Annotated in this window: 23 protein-coding genes; 16 read left to right on the plus strand and 7 right to left on the minus strand. The window is 56.7% G+C overall.

The window, feature by feature from the left end; translation table 11 throughout:
• Positions 1-41: 41 nt before the first annotated feature.
• Positions 42-1,454, minus strand: coding sequence for a pyruvate kinase PykF (gene pykF / locus ACWWFX_RS11915; RefSeq protein ID WP_456145693.1), 1,413 nt, complete (start codon positions 1,452-1,454; stop codon positions 42-44).
• 7 nt (positions 1,455-1,461) lie between these two features.
• Entirely contained in the window at positions 1,462-1,767 is a 306-nt protein-coding gene (gene ynhH / locus ACWWFX_RS11920; protein ID WP_473223960.1) for a protein YnhH, read from the minus strand.
• Positions 1,768-1,946: 179 nt separating this feature from the next.
• On the opposite strand from ynhH, the gene fumD reads away from it, so the two are divergent.
• Positions 1,947-2,159, plus strand: a complete 213-nt coding sequence (gene fumD, locus ACWWFX_RS11925; RefSeq protein WP_149462668.1) for a fumarate hydratase FumD — start codon at positions 1,947-1,949, stop codon at positions 2,157-2,159.
• 18 nt (positions 2,160-2,177) lie between these two features.
• Here fumD and ACWWFX_RS11930 read toward each other — a convergent pair whose 3' ends face one another.
• A complete protein-coding gene (locus ACWWFX_RS11930; RefSeq protein ID WP_015964207.1) occupies positions 2,178-2,816 on the minus strand; it encodes a TetR/AcrR family transcriptional regulator in 639 nt (212 codons plus the stop codon).
• 128 nt (positions 2,817-2,944) lie between these two features.
• Between ACWWFX_RS11930 and ACWWFX_RS11935 the strand changes: the two genes are divergently transcribed.
• The 4 genes from ACWWFX_RS11935 to ACWWFX_RS11950 all read left to right on the plus strand — a co-directional run bounded on the left by ACWWFX_RS11935 (position 2,945) and on the right by ACWWFX_RS11950 (position 7,912).
• Positions 2,945-4,795 carry a bifunctional sugar phosphate isomerase/epimerase/4-hydroxyphenylpyruvate dioxygenase family protein gene (locus tag ACWWFX_RS11935; protein ID WP_473223880.1) on the plus strand — a complete coding sequence of 617 codons (1,851 nt, stop codon included), beginning with the start codon at positions 2,945-2,947 and terminating at the stop codon, positions 4,793-4,795.
• Positions 4,796-4,874: 79 nt separating this feature from the next.
• A complete protein-coding gene (locus ACWWFX_RS11940; RefSeq protein ID WP_473223881.1) occupies positions 4,875-6,221 on the plus strand; it encodes an MFS transporter in 1,347 nt (448 codons plus the stop codon).
• A complete protein-coding gene (locus tag ACWWFX_RS11945; RefSeq protein ID WP_473223882.1) occupies positions 6,211-7,047 on the plus strand; it encodes a shikimate dehydrogenase family protein in 837 nt (278 codons plus the stop codon). Before ACWWFX_RS11940 ends, ACWWFX_RS11945 begins: the two co-directional genes overlap by 11 nt.
• Before the next feature lie 142 nt (positions 7,048-7,189).
• Entirely contained in the window at positions 7,190-7,912 is a 723-nt protein-coding gene (locus ACWWFX_RS11950; protein ID WP_473223883.1) for a substrate-binding domain-containing protein, read from the plus strand.
• Here the strand turns inward: ACWWFX_RS11950 and ACWWFX_RS11955 are convergent.
• From ACWWFX_RS11955 to ACWWFX_RS11970, 4 genes are all read right to left on the minus strand, one after another.
• The gene (locus tag ACWWFX_RS11955) at positions 7,898-8,647 is read right to left on the minus strand and encodes an ABC transporter ATP-binding protein (protein ID WP_473223884.1); all 750 of its coding nucleotides are present in this window, start codon (positions 8,645-8,647) and stop codon (positions 7,898-7,900) included. The genes ACWWFX_RS11950 and ACWWFX_RS11955 overlap by 15 nt on opposite strands.
• Complete coding sequence (locus ACWWFX_RS11960; protein WP_473223885.1) at positions 8,644-9,651, minus strand: FecCD family ABC transporter permease; 1,008 nt, start codon at positions 9,649-9,651, stop codon at positions 8,644-8,646. The genes ACWWFX_RS11955 and ACWWFX_RS11960 overlap by 4 nt, the downstream gene beginning before the upstream one ends.
• On the minus strand, positions 9,638-10,705 hold the full coding sequence (locus ACWWFX_RS11965) for an ABC transporter substrate-binding protein (protein WP_473223886.1): 1,068 nt from the start codon (positions 10,703-10,705) through the stop codon (positions 9,638-9,640). The genes ACWWFX_RS11960 and ACWWFX_RS11965 overlap by 14 nt, the downstream gene beginning before the upstream one ends.
• A gap of 208 nt (positions 10,706-10,913) precedes the next feature.
• The gene (locus tag ACWWFX_RS11970) at positions 10,914-11,732 is read right to left on the minus strand and encodes a DNA-binding transcriptional regulator (protein WP_473223887.1); all 819 of its coding nucleotides are present in this window, start codon (positions 11,730-11,732) and stop codon (positions 10,914-10,916) included.
• Positions 11,733-11,919: 187 nt separating this feature from the next.
• On the opposite strand from ACWWFX_RS11970, the gene ACWWFX_RS11975 reads away from it, so the two are divergent.
• From ACWWFX_RS11975 to thiK, 11 genes are all read left to right on the plus strand, one after another.
• Positions 11,920-13,584 carry a bifunctional 3-(3-hydroxy-phenyl)propionate/3-hydroxycinnamic acid hydroxylase gene (locus ACWWFX_RS11975; protein WP_473223888.1) on the plus strand — a complete coding sequence of 555 codons (1,665 nt, stop codon included), beginning with the start codon at positions 11,920-11,922 and terminating at the stop codon, positions 13,582-13,584.
• A gap of 1 nt (position 13,585) precedes the next feature.
• The gene (gene mhpB / locus ACWWFX_RS11980; protein ID WP_253898100.1) at positions 13,586-14,530 is read left to right on the plus strand and encodes a 2,3-dihydroxyphenylpropionate/2,3-dihydroxicinnamic acid 1,2-dioxygenase; all 945 of its coding nucleotides are present in this window, start codon (positions 13,586-13,588) and stop codon (positions 14,528-14,530) included.
• A gap of 15 nt (positions 14,531-14,545) precedes the next feature.
• Positions 14,546-15,412: a 2-hydroxy-6-oxonona-2,4-dienedioate hydrolase gene (mhpC, locus tag ACWWFX_RS11985; protein WP_276220033.1), complete on the plus strand. Its 867-nt coding sequence runs from the start codon at positions 14,546-14,548 to the stop codon at positions 15,410-15,412.
• Positions 15,413-15,421: 9 nt separating this feature from the next.
• On the plus strand, positions 15,422-16,228 hold the full coding sequence (gene mhpD, locus ACWWFX_RS11990; RefSeq protein WP_456145681.1) for a 2-keto-4-pentenoate hydratase: 807 nt from the start codon (positions 15,422-15,424) through the stop codon (positions 16,226-16,228).
• Positions 16,225-17,175: an acetaldehyde dehydrogenase gene (gene mhpF / locus ACWWFX_RS11995; RefSeq protein ID WP_149462655.1), complete on the plus strand. Its 951-nt coding sequence runs from the start codon at positions 16,225-16,227 to the stop codon at positions 17,173-17,175. The genes mhpD and mhpF overlap by 4 nt, the downstream gene beginning before the upstream one ends.
• Positions 17,172-18,185, plus strand: a complete 1,014-nt coding sequence (gene mhpE / locus ACWWFX_RS12000; RefSeq protein ID WP_456145680.1) for a 4-hydroxy-2-oxovalerate aldolase — start codon at positions 17,172-17,174, stop codon at positions 18,183-18,185. The genes mhpF and mhpE overlap by 4 nt, the downstream gene beginning before the upstream one ends.
• 122 nt (positions 18,186-18,307) lie before the next feature.
• A complete protein-coding gene (gene mhpT, locus ACWWFX_RS12005) occupies positions 18,308-19,525 on the plus strand; it encodes a 3-(3-hydroxy-phenyl)propionate transporter MhpT (protein ID WP_473223889.1) in 1,218 nt (405 codons plus the stop codon).
• Between the two features lie 219 nt (positions 19,526-19,744).
• Complete coding sequence (gene hinT, locus ACWWFX_RS12010; protein WP_015964223.1) at positions 19,745-20,101, plus strand: purine nucleoside phosphoramidase; 357 nt, start codon at positions 19,745-19,747, stop codon at positions 20,099-20,101.
• A 3-nt stretch (positions 20,102-20,104) separates the two neighbouring features.
• The gene (locus tag ACWWFX_RS12015) at positions 20,105-20,479 is read left to right on the plus strand and encodes a YcfL family putative periplasmic lipoprotein (protein ID WP_015964224.1); all 375 of its coding nucleotides are present in this window, start codon (positions 20,105-20,107) and stop codon (positions 20,477-20,479) included.
• 22 nt (positions 20,480-20,501) lie between these two features.
• On the plus strand, positions 20,502-21,140 hold the full coding sequence (gene lpoB / locus ACWWFX_RS12020; RefSeq protein WP_188016846.1) for a penicillin-binding protein activator LpoB: 639 nt from the start codon (positions 20,502-20,504) through the stop codon (positions 21,138-21,140).
• Entirely contained in the window at positions 21,121-21,945 is an 825-nt protein-coding gene (thiK, locus tag ACWWFX_RS12025) for a thiamine kinase (protein ID WP_473223890.1), read from the plus strand. The genes lpoB and thiK overlap by 20 nt, the downstream gene beginning before the upstream one ends.
• The last annotated feature ends 4 nt before the right edge of the window (positions 21,946-21,949 follow it).

Below are 21,949 nucleotides of genomic sequence, written 5' to 3' on the forward strand. Positions count from 1 at the left end.
AGGGCGCTTTTTATTCGCATCTGAAATAGATCTGTAAATTATTACAGTACGTGTACGGATGCAGTATTGGTGGTTCCGCTTGGTACCAGTGCGCCAGAAACCATCACGACAACGTCGCCTTTCTGCGCCAGACCGCTTTCCAGAGCGACTTCTTTACCCAGACGATAGAAATCATCAGTAGAGGTGATTTCTTTCACCAGCTGCGGCACAACGCCTTTGCTCAGCACCAGCTGACGCGCGGTGGTTTCGTTGGTGGTCAGCGCCAGGATGGTGGCATCCGGGAAGTATTTACGCACTGCGCGAGCAGATTTACCGCCCTGGGTCGCAACGACGATCAGCGGCGCGTCCAGTTTCTCAGCAGTTTCTACCGCGCCACGGCAAACGGCTTCAGTGATGCGCAGTTTACGGCTGTCGTTGTTGAACTCCAGACGGCTGGTCATCACGCGGTCAGTACGTTCGCAGATGGTCGCCATGATGGTCACAGCTTCCAGCGGGTATTTACCTTTAGCGGATTCGCCAGACAGCATAACGGCATCGGTGCCGTCCAGGATGGCGTTGGCAACGTCACCAGCTTCTGCGCGGGTAGGGCGCGGGTTTTTGATCATGGAATCGAGCATCTGGGTCGCAGTGATAACGACTTTACGTGCACGGATACATTTTTCGATGATCATTTTCTGCGCGAAGATAACTTCTTCAACCGGGATTTCAACGCCCATGTCGCCACGCGCAACCATGATGCCGTCGGATGCTTCGAGGATTTCGTCGAAGTTGTTCAGGCCTTCCTGGTTTTCGATTTTGGAGATGATCTGGATCTTCTCGCCGCCGTGTGCTTTCAGGTGCTCACGGATTTCAATCACGTCAGAACGTTTACGGATGAAGGACGCCGCAACAAAGTCAACGCCTTGTTCGCAACCAAAGATCAGATCCTGTTTGTCTTTTTCAGCCAGTGCAGGCAGCGCGATGGAAACGCCCGGCAGGTTAACGCCTTTGTTTTCGCCCAGGTCGCCGTTGTTCAGCACTTTACAGATAACTTTGTTACCTTCGATAGCGGTAACTTCCATGCCGATCAGACCATCGTCAACCAGAACGGTGTTGCCAACGGACAGGTCGGTGGTGAAACCTTCATAGGTTACAGCAACGATTTCGTTGTTACCGACAACAGATTTGTCAGTGGTGAAGGTGAAGGTCTGGCCTGCTTTCAGGGAGACGTCGTTGCCGCCTTCCAGTTTGATGGTACGGATTTCCGGACCTTTGGTATCCAGCAGGATAGCGGCTTTCTGGCCGGTTTTCTTCATCACGTTGCGCAGGTTCTGGATGCGCTGACCGTGTTCAGCATAGTCACCGTGGGAGAAGTTCAGACGCATAACGTTCATGCCCGCATCGAGCATTTTGCCTAACATCTCTTCGGATTCGGTTTTCGGACCGATGGTGCAAACAATTTTGGTCTTTTTCATGACAGTCTTAGTCTTTAAGTTGAGTAAGTTGAGAAGGATATGGGAATCTCGCTCCATAAGCGCACAGCCACGGAGTCAAACCTGTGTTACGAAACTTGCGACGCCACGCCATCATAAGGATAGGTGACATCAAAAAAGCGTGCAGAGGAAAGTGTGCTAGTGGTTCAGCAAACTGAAGGGTACGATAATTATGTTGGTTATTAATACAGTTCAATGAGCTGAAACCATTCAAGAAAGAATCGGCGCGTATTATACGGTGTAACATCACAAAAAGAAAATAAAAACAGCGTTTCAAAATTCGAAAGATTAACATTAACAAAATAAAAACCTTTCCAGTAAGGTATTATAACAACGTGGTAAGGTTTATTGATGAATTCCTCACCGCAAAAGGCGGTTTTACGGCAGAAAGAGGCGTAGATTCATCAATTTGATTTATATTAAATTTGAATCAATAATATTTTGATTATTAATGGAAAACAGGGAGCGCGCGCAATGGGAAATCTGAGTAAAGACGAGGTTCTGTACCAGGAGATGTGTCGAGTGGTCGGTAAAGTTGTGCTCGAAATGCGCGATTTGGGCCAGGAACCGAAACATATCGTGATTGCGGGCGTAGTGCGTACGGCGCTGGCCAACAGCAAAATTCAGCGTTCAGAACTGACGCGTGAAGCCATGGAAAAAGTGATCAAAGCGCTGGCAGGGCAGTAACCCCGCCGGGCCATGTTTTCAGGCAATCACAAAACGCAGTACCGCCTTAACGGCAATATCGCTATGGTGCGCAATTAGCGCTTCATCATCAATTTCAGGCAACGGGCCATCCAGATACAGGCTATTAAAACTGTAAAAGTTGGAGACCTGATAAAAGCTGAAGCTGCTGATGAGGCGGTGCACATCGCGCGCTTCCACGCCGGGCTGAAAAATCGTCTGCTGCTGACCGCGCTGAAGAATATTCTCCAGCAGCGAAAGCGCGCTCTTATTCACCCGCTTAAAGTCATCGGACGATAATAGCCATTTCCCGCGCTGCATATTCTCCATACAGATAATCCGCATGTAATCGGCGTGTGTGGCGTGATAGCGCACACTCCATTTCACCAGCTGCACCAGCGCCTCGACCGGCGGCACATTTTCGAGCCCCAGCTGCTGTTCCGTTTCGCGTATACGCGCATAAACGTGCTGCAACACAGCCTGATAAAGCTGCTCCTTCGTTTTGAAGTAGTACACCACCATACGCTTGGTGGTTTGTGCTTCTCCGGCAATTTGTTCCATACGCGCCCCGGCGAGCCCATGCTCGGCGAAAACGGCGATCGCGGCGGTAAAAATCCTGTCTTTCAGAGACTGTGCTTCATCGTGAGCAACGGCGGACATAGCAACTCCTGTTTATTCTCAAGAACAAAAAATACACACAATGATCACAATTTAGCAACCGAATCTGGCGCAAATGAACCAAATGATTCATATTCGTTTCATCTCTTCATTCACACAGGGCGAAACCTATGCTGCGCTCCATTGCTACCGTTTCCATTTCCGGGACGCTGCCTGAAAAACTGAGCGCCATTGCGGCGGCGGGCTATCAGGGCGTTGAAATCTTTGAAAACGATCTTCTCTATTATACCGGTACGCCCGCCGATATCCGAATGCTCGCCGACGATCTGGGCTTAAAAATTACCTTATTCCAGCCATTTCGTGACTTCGAAGGTGCAAGTCGCGAACAGTTTGCCGCCAATCTGGCACGCGCGAAACGTAAATTCGCGCTGATGCATGAGCTGGGGTGCGACACAATGTTGCTGTGCAGCAACGTCTCGCCGAACTGCTCGGCGGATTTTGACCTGCAGGTTGCTGACCTGCGGGCGCTGGCGACGCTGGCGGAGCAGGAAAACATCCATATTGGCTACGAAGCGCTGGCATGGGGGACACACGTCAATCGCTGGTATCAGGCGTGGGAGCGCGTTAAAGCGGTCAATAGCCCGGCGATGGGAATTGTGCTGGACAGTTTTCACGTGCTGTCGCGTGGCGATAATCTCACGCGCCTGAATGAGGTACCGCTGGAGAAAATCACCTTCCTGCAACTGGCAGATGCACCGTTAATGAAGATGGATGTGCTGGAGTGGAGCCGCCATTTTCGCTGCTTCCCCGGTCAGGGCGAGCTGCCGCTGATTGAATTCGCAACCGAACTGACGCGCCGTGGTTATCGTGGCCCCTGGTCGCTGGAAATTTTTAACGACGGTTTTCGCGCCTCGCCCAACGGCGCGACGGCGAAAGATGGGTATCGCTCTCTGCAGTGGCTGGAGGAGCAAACCCGCATGGCGCTGGGTAAAAGCGATGCGGATCTGTTTGTCACCGAGCCGTTGCCACAATGGCTCGGTATGGAATTTATCGAGTTTACCGCCAGCGCCGCTGAGGCGAAAAAGCTGGGCGCGATGCTGGCGGGAATGGGCTTTCGCCAGACCGGGATGCACCGTTCTAAGCAGGTGGCGCTATGGAGCAATGGCGATGCGCGGGTCATCATCAACTATCAACCGCACAGCTGGGCGGATCACTTCTATCAACGTCACGGCGTCTCTCTTTGCGCGATGGCGTTGCGCGTCAGCGATAGCGCGGCGGTTATTACCCGGGCACGTGCCTACGGCTACGCCACCTGGCAAGGGGAAGTCGGCCCGAATGAAAGCACCATTCCGGCGGTGTGCGCGCCGGACGGAAGCCTTATCTATCTGGTTGATGAAAAGCAAAATATCTACACCCAGGACTTTACCCTAACGCCTGATGACAATCCTGATGGCTTTACGGGCATCGATCATCTGGCGCTGGGCATGGAAGCCGACAGTCGCGATAACTGGGTGATGTTCTTTCGATCGGTGTTTGGTTTTGAGCTTGAACACGAACAAACCATGCCCGACCCGTACGGGCTGGTGCGCAGCCTGGCGGTGCAAAGTCCGCAGGGCAACATTCGCTTCGCACTCAATATTTCGCAAAGCCGCGCCACGCAAATTGCACGCTCTGTTGCCTGTTATCAGGGCGCGGGCTTGCAGCACGCCGCTTTTTCCTGCCGCGATTTACCGGCAATGCCGCCATTCTCCCCGGCCATTTCGCTGCCTGTGCCCGCGAACTATTACGAGGATCTGGTGGCGCGTTTTGGTCAGCCGGAAGGGATGGCAACCCTGCAACAGCAGCAAATTCTTTATGACCGCGATGCGCAGGGCGGTGAGTTTTTCCATCGCTATAGCTGGCCGTTCAGTGAAGGGCGCTTCTTTTTCGAATTGACCGAAAGGCGAGGCGGTTACGCCCAGTACGGGGCCGTCAATGCCGCCGTACGCCTTTCGGCGATGCAGTACCGTCAGATGCTGTAACTGTACCATCCGGTTCACTCCGGGCGTAAGACCATAACAATAAACATTCATCTGCACTCTACAACGACAGGTAAGCCCTATGAACACATATAGCCATAATCGCGTGGCAACCGCTGAGGCGGTGGCGGCGGTTCCCCGCTCACGGCGGCGTATTGGTATTCTGACGCTGCTGGCCGCGGGTACCATGATCAACTATCTGGACAGAACGGTTTTAGGGATCGCTGCTCCACAACTGACACAAGAGCTGGGGATTGGCGCGGCAATGATGGGGATTGTTTTCTCTGCATTTGCCTGGACTTACGCGCTGGCGCAAATTCCCGGCGGGATGTTCCTGGACCGCTTTGGCAACAAAGTCACCTATTTCCTGGCGCTGAGTTTCTGGTCGCTGTTTACCTTGCTGCATGGTTTCGCGATGGGCCTGAAAACGCTGCTGCTGTGCCGTTTCGGCCTCGGGGTGAGTGAAGCGCCATGCTTCCCGGTCAACAGTCGGGTCGTCAGCGCCTGGTTCCCGCAGCAGGAGCGCGCGCGCGCCACGGCGGTGTATACGGTGGGGGAATACCTCGGGCTGGCCTGCTTCGCGCCATTACTGTTCTGGATAATGGATGGTTTTGGCTGGCGAACATTGTTTATTACCGTTGGCGTCTTTGGTCTGCTATTCGCGCTGGTGTGGTGGCGCTGTTATCGCGAACCGCACGAAGATAAACATCTTAGCGATCAGGAGCGAGACTACATCGCCGCAGGCGGCGGTATCACTACAGGAACGGAGAAAAAAACGCATTTTAGCTGGCCGCTGGTGCGCCAGTTGTTGAGCAAACGGCAAATTCTCGGGGCCAGTATCGGGCAATTTGCCGGTAACACGGTGCTGGTCTTCTTCCTGACCTGGTTCCCCACTTATCTGGCAACCGAGCGCCATATGCCATGGCTGAAAGTGGGCTTCTTCGCCATTCTGCCGTTCCTGGCGGCGGCGGGCGGCGTGATGTTCGGCGGCTGGGTATCGGACAAAATCCTCAAAGCCACGGGCAGCGCCAACCTTGGCCGCAAACTGCCGATCGTGGTGGGGCTGCTGATGGCAAGCTGCATCATCACCGCTAACTGGCTGGAGAGCGACACTGCGGTGATCCTGGTAATGTCCTTTGCGTTCTTTGGTCAGGGAATGGTCGGACTAGGCTGGACGCTTATCTCCGATATGGCGCCCAAAGGACTCGGCGGCCTCACCGGTGGGTTGTTTAACTTCTGCGCTAACCTCGCGGGCATTCTGACGCCGCTGGTCATTGGTTTTATCGTTGCTGCATTCGGCAACTTCTTCTACGCACTTATCTATATCGGCGGGGCCGCGCTGCTCGGCGTGGTGGCGTATCTCTTTATTCTTGGCGATGTAAAACGTATTGAACTGGATATTCCGCAGGGAGAAACAGATGCAAATTAGTGGTCACACGCGGTTAATTGCCCATCTGGGTTATCCGACGGAAGGCTTCAAAGCACCGATGATCTACAATCCGTGGTTTGCGGATCAGCAGGTGGACGCCAGAGTGGTGCCGGTGGGCGTCACGCCCGAGGATTACGCGGCTTTCGTCCCGACACTGTTCAAAATGACCAATATTGCCGGAGCGCTGGTCACCATGCCGCACAAAGTGGCGACCTGTGCGCTCATGGCGCGTCTGAGCCCGACAGCGGCCATTGCCGGCGCATGCAATGCCATTCGTCGCGAGGCGGATGGCTCGCTTACCGGCGAAATGTTCGATGGCGACGGTTTCGTGCGCGGTATTCAGCGCAAAGGCTTCCAGACAAGAGGTGCCCGCGCGCTGGTGGTGGGTAGCGGCGGCGTGGGCTCGGCGATTGCCGCCTCTTTAGCGGCGGCAGGCGTTGCGGCGCTAACGCTGTATGACAACCGTCCGGAAATGGCAGCGGCGCTTGCCACGCGTTTACAGGCGCACTATCCGCGACTGAAAATCACTCTGATGGCGAACGATCCTTCCGGGCATCAGCTGGTGGTGAATGCAACGCCTTTGGGGATGAACCTGGATGATCCGTTGCCGCTGCCTGCTGAATTGCTCACGCCAGAGATGTTCGTCGGTGAAGTGGTCATGAAGCAGGCCGTCACACCGCTGCTGGCGATAGCGAAAGCGCGCGGGTGCGCGACTCAGCAGGGCACGGACATGCTGTTTGAGATGATTCCCGCGTATCTCGATTTCTTCCATCTGCCGGTGGCAACGCCGGAGCAGCTACGTGCGCTGGCTCAAATCGAATCATGATGCTTGTGCCTGATGGCGCTACGCTTATCAGGCCTACGGGATCACCTTGTAGGCCGGGCAAGCGCAGCGCCCCCGGCATTTTTACGGGCTGCACATTGCGCATAATCCCGCTAAAATATCCGTTTTGCCGCTGGATATTGCTATGCCATCTCCCTTAACACTTTTCGCCGCAGGCAGCCTGCGGCGCGCATTTATTCCCCTGATTGAACGCTTTACGGCGCAAACCGCCATCCCGGTGAACCTGAATTTTGGCCCGGCCGGGCTGCTGCGTGAGCGTATCGAAGCGGGTGAGGCGTGCGATGTGTTTGCTTCGGCTAACGCGCAGCATCCACAAACGCTGATTGCGCAGGGACTGGCGCGGGAAAGCCAGATTTTTGCCCGCAACACCTTAATTCTGACCGCGCATCGCCATCTCAGGGGCGACGCATTAACACTTCTGCGCAACCCCGATTTACGTCTGGCAACCTCCACGCCAGGCTGTGACCCTTCCGGTGATTACACCTGGCAGCTGTTTGATAATCTAAACAGCCTTGAGCCCGGCCTCGGTGAGCAACTGAAATCCCGTGCTATGCAGCTGGTAGGTGGGCGCGACTCGTTCTGCATTCCGTCAGGGGAGATCGCCAGTAAATGGTTACTGCAACAGGATCTGACCGATCTGTTTATCGGCTATGCGCACTATGCCGCCGCGTTAACACACGACGACGCTCTGCGCGTGGTTGAGCTTCCCCAGGCGCAGAATATTCGCTGTGATTACCATGTCGCACGGCTGGCTGAACGTGAAAATGCGCAGACGCTGTATGCCTTCATCCTTGCGGACGTTGGGCAACGTTACCTGCGCGAAGCGGGATTTTTAGAGGTGAATTGAAAACAGCGGCGCCAGCACCGGACATGCGTAATCAGTAAGCTGAATTTTACGTACCGGCAGGCCATACGCGCGTTGCAGGTTTGCTTCCTGAACGACATCCGATGTCGCGCCTGCCAGCCACTCTCCGTTGGGCAACAGCAGCAACGTGTGGCTGGCTATTTGCAACGCATGAGTGGGATCGTGCGTGGTGAACACCACCGTGCGTGACTGACCGTGTGCAAGGTTACTAATCAGCTGCAACACGGTTTGCTGATTAGCGAGATCCAGCGCCGAGCAGGGCTCATCGAGCAAAATATTCTGACTGGCGCTGACCAGCGCGCGGGCAATCATCACCAGCTGCTGCTGGCCGCCGGAAAGGGCGTGGAACAGCGTATCGGCCAGATGCACAATATTAAGCTGCGCCAGCGCCTGCATCACCTGCTGCTCATCCTCCTGCTTAGGTTGCGCAAACAGGGCGATGTGCCGCGCCCGACCCATCAGCACCACATCGCGCACCCGCCAGGCAAACGCCGGACGAAAAGATTGCGGCACAATCCCCGCGCCGCCGCGCACGTGCACGCTGCCAGAGATTGCCCGCAGCACGCCGGTCACCGTATCGAGCAACGTGCTCTTCCCGCGTCCATTCGCCCCTAATACCGCCCAGATTTCACCGGGCCGGCAATCGAGTGTCATCGGGGAAAACAACGGCTGCTGATGACCATATACCAATGCATTCAGAGAAAGTGACGCGGTCATGAGCGGGCTCCTCGGCGCGTGTTGCGCACCAGTAACAGGGTAAACAGCGGCGCACCAATCAATGCGGTCAGAATGCCGATAGGGATCTCCGCCGCCGTCAGCGTACGCGCGACATCATCCACCACAATCATAAAACTGGCGCCCAGCCAGAACGCGGTTGGCAGCAGGCGACGGTGATCCGCACCCGCCAGCAAACGGGCCAGATGGGGAATCACCAATCCCACCCACGCAATACTGCCGCTTACCGCTACCTGTGCGGCAACCAGTAACGCGCAGCACACCAGCACGCCGCGACGCAGCGGTGTGACGTTAACCCCCAACGCGCGCGCATCTTTATCGTCGAGTGACAGTAAATTAATGCGCCAGCGCAGTTTAAACAGAACCGCGGCGGCCAGGGCGACCGGAAGCGCGAGCATCAGCGTTTTGTGCCAGTTTGCCGTCGCAAAGCTGCCGAGCAGCCAGAACACGATGTTGGGCAGCGTCTCTTCCGTATCGGCGAGATACTGCATCAGGCTTACCAGTGCGGCAAAGAAACCGCTGAGGATGATCCCGGCGAGGATCAAAATTAGCGTGCTTTCTCGCCCCTGTAGCGCAGCAATGAGATAGACAAGACACAGTGCCAGCAGGCCAAAGAAGAACGTGGAACCCATCATCAGCGGGGCGCTGAATCCCAACAAAATCGCCAGCGTACCGCCGAACGCTGACCCGGAAGTGACGCCGATAATATGTGGATCGACCAGTGGGTTCTGGAACACGCCCTGGAGCGTGGCGCCGCACAATCCCAGCGCGCCGCCCGCCAGCAGCGCCATCAACACGCGCGGCAAACGCACGGACCAGACTATCTGCTGCGCGATATCCGCAGGTGCAGTGGGATGAAACAGCTGCCAGAGCACATCGCGCAGAGGCAGAGGATACTGACCAAAGCAAAGGGACACCACGGCAAGAAAAAGGGTGAGCAGCATCAACCCACCCTGAAGCGCCAGCGGTTGACTACGGTTGAGCATGCGGCTGCCAGTCAGTGCGGTAGAAGCGTTGGTAATAATCCTGGGCCTGAGCATCAACATCGACGTTTTTGTAGCGCTCTGGATAGAGTTTTTTCGCCATCCACAATTCGCCAATCGCCAGCGCTTCCGGCATCGGGTAGCCCCAGGCTTTGGCGTATTCCGGCATCAGCCAGACGCGATGATTTTTCACGGCATCAATGGCCTGCCATTGTGGGTCAGTGGTGATTTCTTTGACCACTTCCGGGTAGCGGTCCTGCACGAAAATGACCTGCGGGTTCCATTGCAATACCTGCTCAAGCGACACCTGACGTGCGCCTTTCACTGTCGCCGCGGCGACGTTCATCGCGCCCGCGTGCTGCATCATCAGCCCGGTATACTTTCCGGAGCCATAGGTATTGAGATCCGGGTTCGCCATGTAGACGCGGACTTTTTTGTCTTCGGGAATATCCGCGACCGGCGCATTGAATTTCTGGCGCGCGCTAAAGGTGTAGCGGATCAGTTCGTCTGCTTGTTTCTCGCGATTCACCACCTCGCCAATCAGGCGAATACCCTGTTTCAGCCCTTCGTCATAGGCGTGTTCTTCATCCGCCATCGTCGGGTTCATTTTGTTTTTTTCACCGGCGGCATCTTCACGCAGCGAAATCGCGACAACCGGGATGCCCGCGTTTTGAATCTGCTGGATCATTGCCGCAGGCGCATAGTTGGCGACGAATACTACCTGCGGGCGCAGCGCCAGCAGGCTTTCGATATTCACCTGCGTCAGGTCGCCGGGCATGGGCAGAGAGGAGAGTGTCGGCATAAAGCGTGCGAAATCGGGGCCCAGCTGTTTTTTCCAGCTGCTGAGTACGCCAACCACGTCTTTACCGGCATCTAACTGCACCAGCAGATTAAGCGTTTGGTGTTGCAGAACCACCACCCGGTTAACGGTATCGGGCAGGGTGACCTGACGGCCAAGCTGGTCGGTGAGTGTGCGTTCCGCCTCGGCGGGTGAAACAACGGCAAACGTGGCGCAGAGCAGCGCGATGCCGGGGAGCAGACGTTTTACATTCAACATGAAGTGGCTCTGAGAGAAGGGAAATTTCGATGTGTATTTGAATATATAACGATGGGGATTGCAAATGGTTGTGGGGGAGATACCTATTAATTTCTGGGGTATGGTGCGCGATGGGGCCCTCACCCCGGCCCTCTCCCGCAGGGAGAGGGAGAAAACCGCACTCGCTTAAACTTTGGCACGATCGGTTCCCTCTCCCTGCGGGAGAGGGTTAGGGTGAGGGATGCTCGTAGATAATCTCCTGCTCTTCCATGCGCTCCTCAATCTGTTTCGCTACCCGCTGTAGCGCACTCAAATGCTTCGCCGCCGCCTGTTCAATGGTCATCGCTTTGGCGATATACACCAGGTTCAGACAGCCCATTACCCGGCCCTGGCTGCGCACCGGCACGGCGATGGAGGCGATTTTTTCCTCTTGCTGCCAGCCGCCAAAGTTTTCGCCATAACCATTATGGCGTGTGCGTTCCAGAATAGATGCCAGCTTCTCGGGTTCGCGCGCCAGCTGGTATTCCGCTTCCGGACGGCCAGCCAGCATGTCGATAATCGGCTGGCGGTCGTGCTCGGCGGAAAACGCCAGCCAGGTAATACCCGACGCGGTCAGCAGCAGCGGCAGGCGGCGGCCAACCATGGCCCGGTGAAAAGAGAGACGGCTAAAACGGTGCGTAGTTTCGCGCACCACCATGGCGTCAACGTCGAGCGTGGTTAAATCGGTTGGCCAAATGACCTCGCGCAATAATTCGCCAAGTAATGGCGTTGCAAGTGCAGAAATCCAATGTTCGTCACGAAATCCTTCACTCAGCTGACGAACTTTCATCGTCAAACGGAAGCTGTCATCGGACAAACTGCGGCGAACGTAGCCTTCATCCTGAAGCGTTTCCAGCAGCCGCCGAACGGTGGTGCGATGCAGGCCGCTAAACTCAGCCAGCGTCGCGGTTGATGCGCCCCCATCGAATTTATTTAACAAATTTAATAACAATAACCCTCGGGTTAATCCGCGTACTGTTTTGTATTCCGTCGTCTCGTTGTTCTTCATATTTCCTGACAATTCTAGAGTCAAAACAACCGTGTGCACTAAGTGCACCTCTGAGCCTGTTTTGATTGTAGCCTAAATTACCGGACATATACTGAGCGCATTATAAAAAAATGTTCACATCAAATTAACAAATGACGGCACGGGCGTATCCGTACCGGTTATTTGGTCCGAGAAGTGAGGTAATGACATGACAACGATAAATCCCGATATCCAGCCTGCCGTTCAGCAGTCCGCTCAGGTCGCCATTGTCGGCGCGGGCCCGGTGGGCCTGATGATGGCGAACTACCTTGGGCAGATGGGCGTCGAGGTACTGGTGGTTGAGAAGCTCGACAAACTGATCGACTACCCGCGCGCCATCGGTATTGACGATGAAGCGCTGCGCGCCATGCAATCGGTCGGCCTGGTGGAGAACGTATTGCCACATACCACGCCGTGGCATGCGATGCGTTTCCTGACTCCGAAGGGTCGCTGCTTTGCTGATATTCAGCCGATGACCGACGAGTTTGGCTGGTCGCGGCGAAACGCCTTTATTCAGCCGCAGGTCGATGCGGTGATGTATGAAGGGCTGTCGCGTTTCCCGAACGTGCGGGTGCTTTTCTCGCGTGAGCTGGAAGCGTTTAGTCAGAATGGTGACAGTGTCACAATTAATCTGCAAGGCCCGGAAGGCCAGCGCGAAACGGTGAAAGCCGACTGGCTGGTCGCCTGCGATGGCGGGGCGAGCGTGGTGCGCCGTACGCTCAATGTGCCGTTTGAAGGCAAAACCGCGCCGAATAAATGGATTGTGATTGATATCGCCAACGACCCTTTATCGACTCCGCACATTTACCTGTGCTGCGACCCGGTGCGCCCTTATGTCTCTGCCGCGCTGCCGCATGGCGTGCGCCGTTTCGAGTTTATGGTGATGCCGGGCGAAACCGAAGAACAACTGAGTGAACCGCACAACATGCGTCAGTTGCTGAGCAAAGTGCTGCCGAATCCCGATCACGTCGAACTGATTCGCCAGCGTGTGTATACCCACAACGCGCGCATTGCTGAACGTTTCCGCGTTGATCGCGTACTGCTGGCGGGCGACGCCGCGCACATCATGCCAGTCTGGCAGGGTCAGGGTTACAACAGCGGGATGCGCGACGCCTTCAACCTCGCCTGGAAACTGGCGCTGGTGGTGAACGGTAAAGCGGGCGAACGTCTGCTCGACACCTACCAGCAGGAGCGTCGCGACCACGCGAAAGCGATGATTGATTTATCCGTCACCGCCGGAAACGTCCTTGCCCCGGCAAAACGCTGGCACGGCAACGTGCGTGATGGCATCTCCTGGTTGCTGAATTACATTCCGCCGGTGAAACGTTATTTCCTCGAAATGCGCTTTAAACCGATGCCGCAGTATCGCGAAGGGGCGCTGGTGATGGACGCCAGCGTCAAAAACACCCCGGTCGGCAAGATGTTCATTCAGCCAAAAGTGACCCGCGAGAGCGGTGAGGTGACGCTGCTGGATGATGTGATAGGCGCGAATTTCGCCATTATCGGCTGGGGCTGTAACCCGCTGTGGGGCATGAGCGAGCAGCAAATTGCCCGCTGGCGCGCGCTGGGAACGCAATTCATTCAGGTCGTGCCAGACGTACAGATTCATACCCCGCAGGATAACGTCGAGGGCGTGATCCGCCTGGGCGATACGCAAAACCGGCTGAAAACCTGGTTCGCCGCGCAGGACGCGTCGCTGGCGGTTATTCGCCCGGACCGCTTCGTCGCCGCGCTGGCAATCCCGCAAACGCTGGGTAACCAACTTAATCAGCTTGCCAGCGTCATGGCGTTGCAAGCCGTTTCATCCTCCGCTCCTGTTGAAAAGGTGGCCTGATATGAACGCATATCTGCATTGTCTCTCCCACACGCCGCTGGTCGGCTATGTCGACCCGGCACAGCCGGTGCTGGATGAAGTCGATGGCGTGATTGCCGCCGCGCGCGAACGCATTGCTGCTTTTGACCCGGAACTGGTGGTGCTGTTTGCCCCCGATCACTACAACGGTTTCTTCTACGACGTGATGCCGCCTTTCTGCCTGGGCGTTGGCGCGACGGCGATTGGCGACTTTTCCAGCGCGGCGGGTGAACTGCCGGTGCCGACGGATATCGCGGAAGCGTGTGCGCACTACAGCATGAAAAACGGTATCGACCTGGCGGTGTCCTACTGCATGCAGGTGGACCACGGTTTTGCCCAGCCGCTGGAGTTTCTGTTAGGCGGTCTGGATTCTCGCCCGGTGCTGCCGATCTTCATTAACGGTGTCGCCACGCCGCTGCCGGGTTTCCAGCGTACCCGCATGATGGGTGAAGTGATTGGCCGTTTCCTTACCACCCTCAACAAGCGCGTGCTGATTCTGGGTTCTGGCGGGTTATCGCATCAGCCTCCGGTGCCGGAGCTGGCGAAGGTAGACGCCCACATGCGCGACCGCCTGCTGGGCAGCGGGAAGCATCTGCCGCCGGATGAGCGCGAGCTGCGTCAGCGCCGCGTTATCGAAGCCGCCGAGAAGTTTATTGAAGATCAGAAAAGCCTGCATCCGCTTAACCCGGTCTGGGATAACCAGTTTATGACGCTGCTTGAACAGAAACGTTTGGGCGAACTGGATGCTGTCAGTAATGAAGAGCTTTCGGCCATTGCCGGGAAATCTACTCACGAAATTAAGACCTGGGTTGCCGCGTTCGCCGCGCTGTCAGCCTTTGGCGACTATCGCACCGAGGGGCGTTACTACCGCCCAATCCCTGAATGGATTGCCGGTTTCGGTTCCCTTAGCGCCCGTTCACAGAATTAAAGCAGGAGAAAAACAATGACCTATCAACCGCAAACTGAAGCCGCAACCAGCCGTTTCCTGAATGTCGAAGAGGGCGGCCAGACGCTGCGCATCCATTTTAACGATTGTGGGCAGGGCGATGAAACCGTCGTCATGCTGCACGGTTCTGGCCCCGGCGCAACCGGCTGGGCCAACTTTAGCCGTAACATTGACCCGCTGGTGGAAGCCGGTTACCGCGTTATCCTGCTCGACTGCCCTGGTTGGGGGAAAAGCGACACCATTATTAACAGTGGTTCCCGCTCTGACCTGAACGCTCGCATTCTGAAAAGCGTGGTGGATCAGCTGGATATCCAGAAGGTGCATCTGCTGGGTAACTCCATGGGCGGGCACAGTGCGGTGGCGTTTACCCTGACCTGGCCGGAACGCGTAGGCAAACTGGTACTGATGGGCGGCGGGACGGGCGGAATGAGCCTGTTCACCCCGATGCCGACGGAAGGCATCAAGCTGCTAAACGGCCTCTATCGCGAACCGAATATCGACAACCTGAAGAAGATGATGAACATCTTCGTCTATGACCCAAGCGATCTGACCGAAGCGTTGTTTGAAGCGCGTCTCAACAATATGCTGGCGCGTCGCGATCACCTGGAAAACTTCATTAAGAGTCTGGAAGCCAACCCGAAACAGTTCCCGGACTTTAGCCCGCGTCTGGCTGAAATCAAAGCCCCAACGCTGATTGTCTGGGGCCGCAACGACCGCTTCGTCCCAATGGATGCGGGCCTGCGTCTGCTTTCCGGTATCAATGGTTCTGAGCTGCATATCTACCGCGACTGCGGTCACTGGGCCCAGTGGGAACATGCCGAATCTTTCAACCAGCTGGTGCTGGATTACCTCAAACGCGCATAAGGAGCCGTCATGACCACGTCGTCACTTGAACAACTGGCCGCCGCCCTGCGCGAGGCCGAACAAACCGGACAGGCGATTGCGCCGCTGCGCGACATTATCGGTCTTGATAATGCCGAAGCCGCCTATGCCATCCAGGCTCTCAATGTGGAAAACGCGGTGGCGAAAGGCCGTCGCGTAGTCGGGCGCAAAATTGGCCTGACCCATCCGAAAGTGCAGCAACAGTTAGGCGTTGACCAGCCGGATTTCGGCACGTTGTTCGCCGATATGTGTTACGGCGACAACGACACGATTCCTTTTGAACGTGTGATGCAACCGAAAATTGAAGCAGAAATTGCACTGGTGCTGAATCGCGATTTGCCAAACGTTGATACCACTTTTGATGAGCTATACGGCGCTATTGAATGGGTGTTGCCTGCGCTGGAAGTGGTGGGCAGCCGCGTGCGCGACTGGTCGATTAAGTTTGTCGATACGGTAGCGGATAACGCCTCCTGCGGGGTGTACGTCATCGGTAGTCCGGCGATGCGCCCGGCAGGGTTAGACCTGAAAAACTGCACCATGCGTATGACGCGTAATAACGAACAGGTGTCCAGCGGGCGCGGCAGCGAATGTCTGGGGCATCCGCTTAACGCCGCCGTCTGGCTGGCGCGCAAGATGGCGAGCCTTGGCGAACCGCTGCGCGCGGGCGACATCGTACTGACCGGCGCGCTGGGCCCGATGGTCGCCATCAATCCAGGCGATCGTTTTGAGGCGCTTATTGAAGGTATTGGTTCTGTGGCAGCCACGTTCTCTGCCGCACAAGAAGGAAGTCAGTCATGAGTAAGATAAAAGTCGCCATCATCGGTTCAGGTAATATCGGCACCGATCTGATGATCAAAATTCTGCGCAACGGCAAGCACCTTGAGATGGCGGTGATGGTCGGCATCGACCCGGAATCCGACGGGCTGGCGCGCGCGCGTCGCATGGGCGTCGCGACCACCCATGAAGGCGTCAATGGCCTGATGGCGATGCCGGAATTCGCCGATATTGATATCGTCTTTGACGCTACCAGCGCCGGGGCACATGTAAAAAACGACGCCGCGCTGCGGGCGAAGAAACCCAATATTCGCCTGATTGACCTGACGCCTGCGGCAATTGGCCCGTACTGCGTGCCGGTGGTGAACCTTGATAAAAACCTCAGCCAGGGCAACGTCAACATGGTGACGTGCGGTGGACAGGCGACCATTCCTATGGTAGCGGCAGTTTCCCGCGTGGCGAAGGTCCATTACGCGGAAATTATCGCCTCGATTTCCAGTAAATCCGCCGGGCCGGGCACACGCGCCAATATCGACGAATTTACCGAAACCACCTCGCAGGCCATTGAAGTGGTGGGCGGTGCGGCGAAAGGCAAAGCCATTATTATTCTTAACCCGGCAGAGCCGCCGGTGATGATGCGTGACACGGTGTATGTGCTGAGTGAGGACGCCTCGCAAATCGAAATTGAAGCGTCGATTGAGGAGATGGCCGCCGCCGTACAGGCGTATGTGCCGGGTTACCGCCTGAAGCAAAAAGTGCAGTTTGAAATTATTCCGCAGGATAAACCGGTGACCATTCCGGGTATCGGTCAGTTCTCCGGCCTGAAAACGGCGGTGTATCTGGAAGTCGAAGGCGCGGCGCACTATCTGCCAGCCTATGCCGGAAACCTCGATATCATGACCTCAGCGGCGATGTCGACGGCGGAAAAAATGGCGCAAACCATGGTGAAAGCAGCGGGAGAAGTCGCATGAACGGTAAAAAACTCTATATCTCCGACGTCACCCTGCGTGACGGCATGCACGCCATTCGCCACCAGTATTCATTAGACAATGTGCGCCAGATTGCCAAAGCGCTGGATGACGCGCGCGTGGATTCTATCGAAGTGGCGCACGGCGATGGTTTACAGGGTTCCAGCTTTAACTACGGTTTCGGCGCACACAGCGACATTGAGTGGATTGAAGCTGCTGCCGATGCGGTGAAGCACGCCAAAATCGCCACCCTGCTGATTCCTGGCATCGGCACGCTGCATGATCTGAAAGCCGCTTATCAGGCTGGCGCGCGCGTGGTGCGCGTGGCGACGCACTGCACCGAAGCGGATGTCTCCGCACAGCATATCGCGTTCGCGCGTGAGCTGGGCATGGACACCGTTGGCTTCCTGATGATGAGCCATATGACCACGCCGGAAAACCTGGCGAAACAGGCGAAGCTGATGGAAGGCTACGGTGCAACCTGCATCTATGTGGTTGATTCCGGCGGCGCGATGAACATGAACGATATTCGCGACCGTTTCCGCGCGCTGAAAGCGGTGCTCAAGCCAGAAACGCAAACCGGGATGCACGCACACCATAACCTGAGCCTTGGTGTGGCGAACTCGATCGTGGCGGTGGAAGAGGGCTGTGACCGCATTGACGCAAGCCTGGCGGGAATGGGCGCGGGGGCAGGAAATGCGCCGCTGGAAGTGTTTATTGCTGCGGCGGATAAGCTCGGTTGGGATCACGGCACGGATCTGTATGCGCTGATGGCGGCGGCAGACGATCTGGTGCGTCCGTTGCAGGATCGTCCGGTGCGCGTTGACCGTGAAACGCTGGCGCTCGGTTATGCCGGTGTGTACTCCAGCTTCCTGCGTCACAGTGAAGTGGCGGCGCAGCGCTACGGCCTGAGCGCGGTGGATATTCTGGTAGAACTGGGTAAACGCCGGATGGTTGGCGGCCAGGAAGACATGATCGTCGATGTGGCGCTCGACCTGAAAGCCAAAGCGTAAAACATAACAAGAAAGCTTCGCCCGCCCGGCATGATGCCCGGCGGGCGCGTTTGCAAGGAAAAAATGCGCGGCTGGCAACGTATCAGCCGCCTTTCACCTGTCACCCTCGCAAAGGTAACGCTATGTCGAACATCACCTCTACACCTGCATCGTCTCGCCTGATACTGACTATCGGGCTCTGTTTTTTGGTCGCCCTGATGGAAGGGCTTGATTTACAGGCGGCAGGCATTGCCGCCGTCGGTATCGCCCAGGCTTTTTCGCTCGATAAAATGCAGATGGGCTGGATTTTTAGCGCCGGAATTCTGGGCCTGCTGCCCGGCGCGCTGGTAGGTGGAATGCTGGCCGATCGCTATGGGCGTAAACGCATTCTGCTGGGATCGGTAGTGCTGTTTGGTCTCTTTTCCCTGGCCACCGCGCTGGCGTGGAGTTTTCCATCGCTGGTCTTTGCGCGTCTGATGACCGGCGTGGGGCTGGGTGCTGCGCTACCTAACCTGATTGCCCTGACCTCTGAAGCGGCAGGCCCGCGTTTTCGCGGCACGGCGGTGAGCCTGATGTACTGTGGCGTGCCGATTGGTGCGGCGCTGGCGGCGGCGCTGGGGTTCAGCGGCCTGGCGCAGGCGTGGCAAACCGTATTCTGGGTAGGCGGTGTGGTGCCGTTGCTGCTGGTGCCCTTGCTGATGCGCTGGTTGCCCGAATCGCAGGCGTTCACCCATCAACAGACGTCGTCGCCCGCGCCACTGCGCGCGTTACTCGCGCCGGGGACGGCTTCCTCCACGTTACTGCTGTGGCTCTGTTACTTCTTTACCCTGTTAGTGGTGTATATGCTGATTAACTGGCTGCCAATGCTGCTGGTCGATCAGGGCTTTAGTGGCTCACAGGCGGCGGGCGTGATGTTTGCTCTGCAAATCGGCGCAGCGGTGGGGACGCTTGTTCTCGGTGCGCTGATGGATAAACTGAGCCCAATGCGCATGTCGCTGCTGATTTACAGTGGCATGCTGGCCTCGCTGCTGGCGCTGGGCTCGGCGGAATCACTGAGCACGATGCTGCTTTCTGGCTTTGTCGCCGGGCTGTTTGCCACGGGCGGGCAGAGCGTACTGTATGCGCTGGCGCCGCTCTTTTATCGCACCGAAATCCGCGCCACCGGCGTCGGCACGGCGGTGGCGATAGGCCGCCTGGGCGCGATGAGCGGACCGCTGCTGGCCGGAAAAATGCTGGCGCTGGGTACCGGCACGGTGGGGGTGATGGCGGCCTCCGCGCCGGGGATCGTTTTAGCGGGTGTGGCGGTTTTCTGGTTAATGAATCGACAGAAGCAGGCATCCACCGCGATCGAAGCTTCTTAAGCGCAATTTTACCGGGCGGCGCAATGCTGCCCGGCCTATCAATTTCCCTCTGTTTTGACCCTCTTGCCGGGGTTTTTCCGAGTTAATACAATAAAAAACGTAATCAGGTTGAAAGACAACGAGTAAGTCGCTCATACTCTTACCCAGTCTCCCGTGCATCAGAAAAGCCTGAAGATCAATAACAGGAATTCGTACGGTCGCATAATTAAGGAATCCCTCATGGCAGAAGAAACTATTTTCAGCAAAATTATTCGTCGCGAAATCCCGTCGGATATCGTTTATCAGGATGAGCTGGTTACCGCGTTCCGCGATATCTCCCCACAGGCGCCGACTCACGTTCTGATCGTGCCTAACATCCTGATTGCCACCACCAATGACGTGGCGCCTGAGCACGAACAGGTGCTGGGCCGCATGGTGACCGTGGCAGCAAAAATTGCCCGCGACGAAGGCATTGCTGATGATGGCTATCGTCTGATCATGAACTGCAACCGCCACGGCGGGCAGGAAGTCTTCCATATTCATATGCATCTGCTGGGCGGTCGTCCGCTCGGGCCGATGCTGGCACATAAAGGTTAAGTGATGAAAGCAGGCTTTTCAGCTGCGCTACTGGCTGCATTTTTGCTGGCCGGTTGTGGCTCGCAACCGGAAATTCCGGTGGGCGATCAGCAAACGCTGGTGATGGAATCGAATGTCCTGGCCGCCGGGATCAGCGCGGAAAAGCCTGAACTGACGCGGTCGGAAATTCAGGCGACCGCCAGCGCGAAGCTGTTCAATGAAAGGCGTGAACCTGTCACCCTTCATTATCGTTTTTACTGGTATGAAGCCAGAGGACTGGAAATGCACCCGCTTGAAGCGCCACGTACCGTCACCATCCCGGCTATGGGATCGGTCACGCTGTACGGCAGCGCCAGCAGCCTGGGTGCACATAAAGTCCGACTTTATCTTTATTTGTAAGGGGTAAACCGGAATGACTACATTGCGTCGCTATGCGCTAATCTCGGCACTGGCTGTCCTGCTCTCCGGGTGCGTGGTGAAACAAGAACAACCCGCACCGGTGGAAGAGGCGAAGCCAACACCACAACAGCCAGTCGAACCGCAGCAGCCGGTACCGACGGTGCCTTCTGTTCCGACGATCCCGCAGCAGCCTGGCCCTATTGAGCATCAGGACCAACAGCCGTCGCAGCCTGCGCCTCGCGTTCGTCACTATGACTGGAATGGCGCGGTACAGCCGATGGCAGGCAAAATGTTGCAGGCCAGCGGCGTGAACGCGGGCAGCATTCTGCTGGTCGATAGCGTGAATAACCGTACCAACGGAACGCTGAACGCGGCCGAAGCGACAACCGCGCTGCGTAACGCACTGACCGGTAACGGTAAATTCACTCTGGTTTCCGCGCAGCAACTGGCTGTCGCCAAACAGCAGCTTGGCCTGTCGCCGCAGGATAGCCTCGGTTCGCGCAGCAAAGCGATGGGGATTGCCCGCAACGTCGGCGCACAGTATGTGCTGTACAGCAACGCCACCGGCAACGTGAATTCCCCGGTACTGAAAATGCAGCTGATGCTGGTACAGACGGGCGAAATTATCTGGTCAGGTAGCGGTGCCGTTACGCAACAATAAGCTCACGCGTGATGCGGTTCTGTCACGCTATTTCCCTCAGTATCATCTTGTCGCCAGCCCTGATTATTCAGGGCTGAGCGGCAGTAGCTGTATCATCGCCTGCGGTGAGCAGCAGCGGGTTTTGCGCCAGCACCACACGGCGCAGGCCCGCGAATTTCACTTCCTGCGTCAATATCACGCGCTCACGCGTTTACCCTCCACGCTCGCTCCGAAGCCGGTTTTTTATACCTCTGGCTGGATGGCCGTTGAATTTTTCAGCGGAGAGGTGAAAAGCGTGCTGCCGCCCCCTCGCCAACTGGCGTCTCTCCTGTATCATCTGCATCAGCAGCCGCGTTTTGGCTGGCGCGTAACGGTGCTGCCGTTGCTGGAATGCTACTGGCAGCAGTGCCACCCTGCTCGACGCACGCCGTTCTGGCTGCGCACGTTGCATCGTCTGCAAAAACAGCGAGAGCCGCAGCCGCTGCGCCTTTCGCCATTGCATATGGATGTTCACGTGGGCAACATTGTGCATACGCCTGTCGGGTTGCGGCTGATTGACTGGGAGTATGCCGGAGACGGCGACATCGCGCTGGAGTTGGCGTCGGTGTGGATGCACGACGCGCATCAACGCCGTGAATACAGCGATGCGTACGCGGTACGGGCGCGCATTGCGCCAGACGCGCTATGGCAACAGATTTTACGCTGGCGGCCCTGGGTGTTAATGCTCATGGCGGGCTGGTATGAGTGTCGCTGGCAGCAAACCGGCGATCGGCAATTTATCACGCTGGCAGATGAAATTTGGTGTCAGTTAAAGGAAAAACGATAAGAGA

The sequence above is a fragment of the Pseudocitrobacter sp. 2023LY-00077 genome, from assembly GCF_055796175.1.

Excerpts from the sequence above, each read along its gene's own strand:
- mhpE (WP_456145680.1), top strand. The coding sequence starts at position 17,172 with ATGAACGGTAAAAAACTCTATATCTCCGACGTCACCCTGCGTGACGGC.
- ACWWFX_RS11950 (WP_473223883.1), top strand. The coding sequence starts at position 7,190 with ATGCCATCTCCCTTAACACTTTTCGCCGCAGGCAGCCTGCGGCGCGCA.
- ACWWFX_RS11975 (WP_473223888.1), top strand. The coding sequence starts at position 11,920 with ATGACAACGATAAATCCCGATATCCAGCCTGCCGTTCAGCAGTCCGCT.
- ynhH (WP_473223960.1), bottom strand. The coding sequence starts at position 1,767 with ATGTTAATCTTTCGAATTTTGAAACGCTGTTTTTATTTTCTTTTTGTG.
- hinT (WP_015964223.1), top strand. The coding sequence starts at position 19,745 with ATGGCAGAAGAAACTATTTTCAGCAAAATTATTCGTCGCGAAATCCCG.
- mhpB (WP_253898100.1), top strand. The coding sequence starts at position 13,586 with ATGAACGCATATCTGCATTGTCTCTCCCACACGCCGCTGGTCGGCTAT.
- ACWWFX_RS11970 (WP_473223887.1), bottom strand. The coding sequence starts at position 11,732 with ATGAAGAACAACGAGACGACGGAATACAAAACAGTACGCGGATTAACC.
- ACWWFX_RS12015 (WP_015964224.1), top strand. The coding sequence starts at position 20,105 with ATGAAAGCAGGCTTTTCAGCTGCGCTACTGGCTGCATTTTTGCTGGCC.
- mhpF (WP_149462655.1), top strand. The coding sequence starts at position 16,225 with ATGAGTAAGATAAAAGTCGCCATCATCGGTTCAGGTAATATCGGCACC.
- mhpD (WP_456145681.1), top strand. The coding sequence starts at position 15,422 with ATGACCACGTCGTCACTTGAACAACTGGCCGCCGCCCTGCGCGAGGCC.
- ACWWFX_RS11965 (WP_473223886.1), bottom strand. The coding sequence starts at position 10,705 with ATGTTGAATGTAAAACGTCTGCTCCCCGGCATCGCGCTGCTCTGCGCC.
- ACWWFX_RS11930 (WP_015964207.1), bottom strand. The coding sequence starts at position 2,816 with ATGTCCGCCGTTGCTCACGATGAAGCACAGTCTCTGAAAGACAGGATT.
- ACWWFX_RS11935 (WP_473223880.1), top strand. The coding sequence starts at position 2,945 with ATGCTGCGCTCCATTGCTACCGTTTCCATTTCCGGGACGCTGCCTGAA.
- mhpT (WP_473223889.1), top strand. The coding sequence starts at position 18,308 with ATGTCGAACATCACCTCTACACCTGCATCGTCTCGCCTGATACTGACT.
- mhpC (WP_276220033.1), top strand. The coding sequence starts at position 14,546 with ATGACCTATCAACCGCAAACTGAAGCCGCAACCAGCCGTTTCCTGAAT.
- ACWWFX_RS11945 (WP_473223882.1), top strand. The coding sequence starts at position 6,211 with ATGCAAATTAGTGGTCACACGCGGTTAATTGCCCATCTGGGTTATCCG.
- fumD (WP_149462668.1), top strand. The coding sequence starts at position 1,947 with ATGGGAAATCTGAGTAAAGACGAGGTTCTGTACCAGGAGATGTGTCGA.
- pykF (WP_456145693.1), bottom strand. The coding sequence starts at position 1,454 with ATGAAAAAGACCAAAATTGTTTGCACCATCGGTCCGAAAACCGAATCC.
- ACWWFX_RS11960 (WP_473223885.1), bottom strand. The coding sequence starts at position 9,651 with ATGCTCAACCGTAGTCAACCGCTGGCGCTTCAGGGTGGGTTGATGCTG.
- ACWWFX_RS11940 (WP_473223881.1), top strand. The coding sequence starts at position 4,875 with ATGAACACATATAGCCATAATCGCGTGGCAACCGCTGAGGCGGTGGCG.
- ACWWFX_RS11955 (WP_473223884.1), bottom strand. The coding sequence starts at position 8,647 with ATGACCGCGTCACTTTCTCTGAATGCATTGGTATATGGTCATCAGCAG.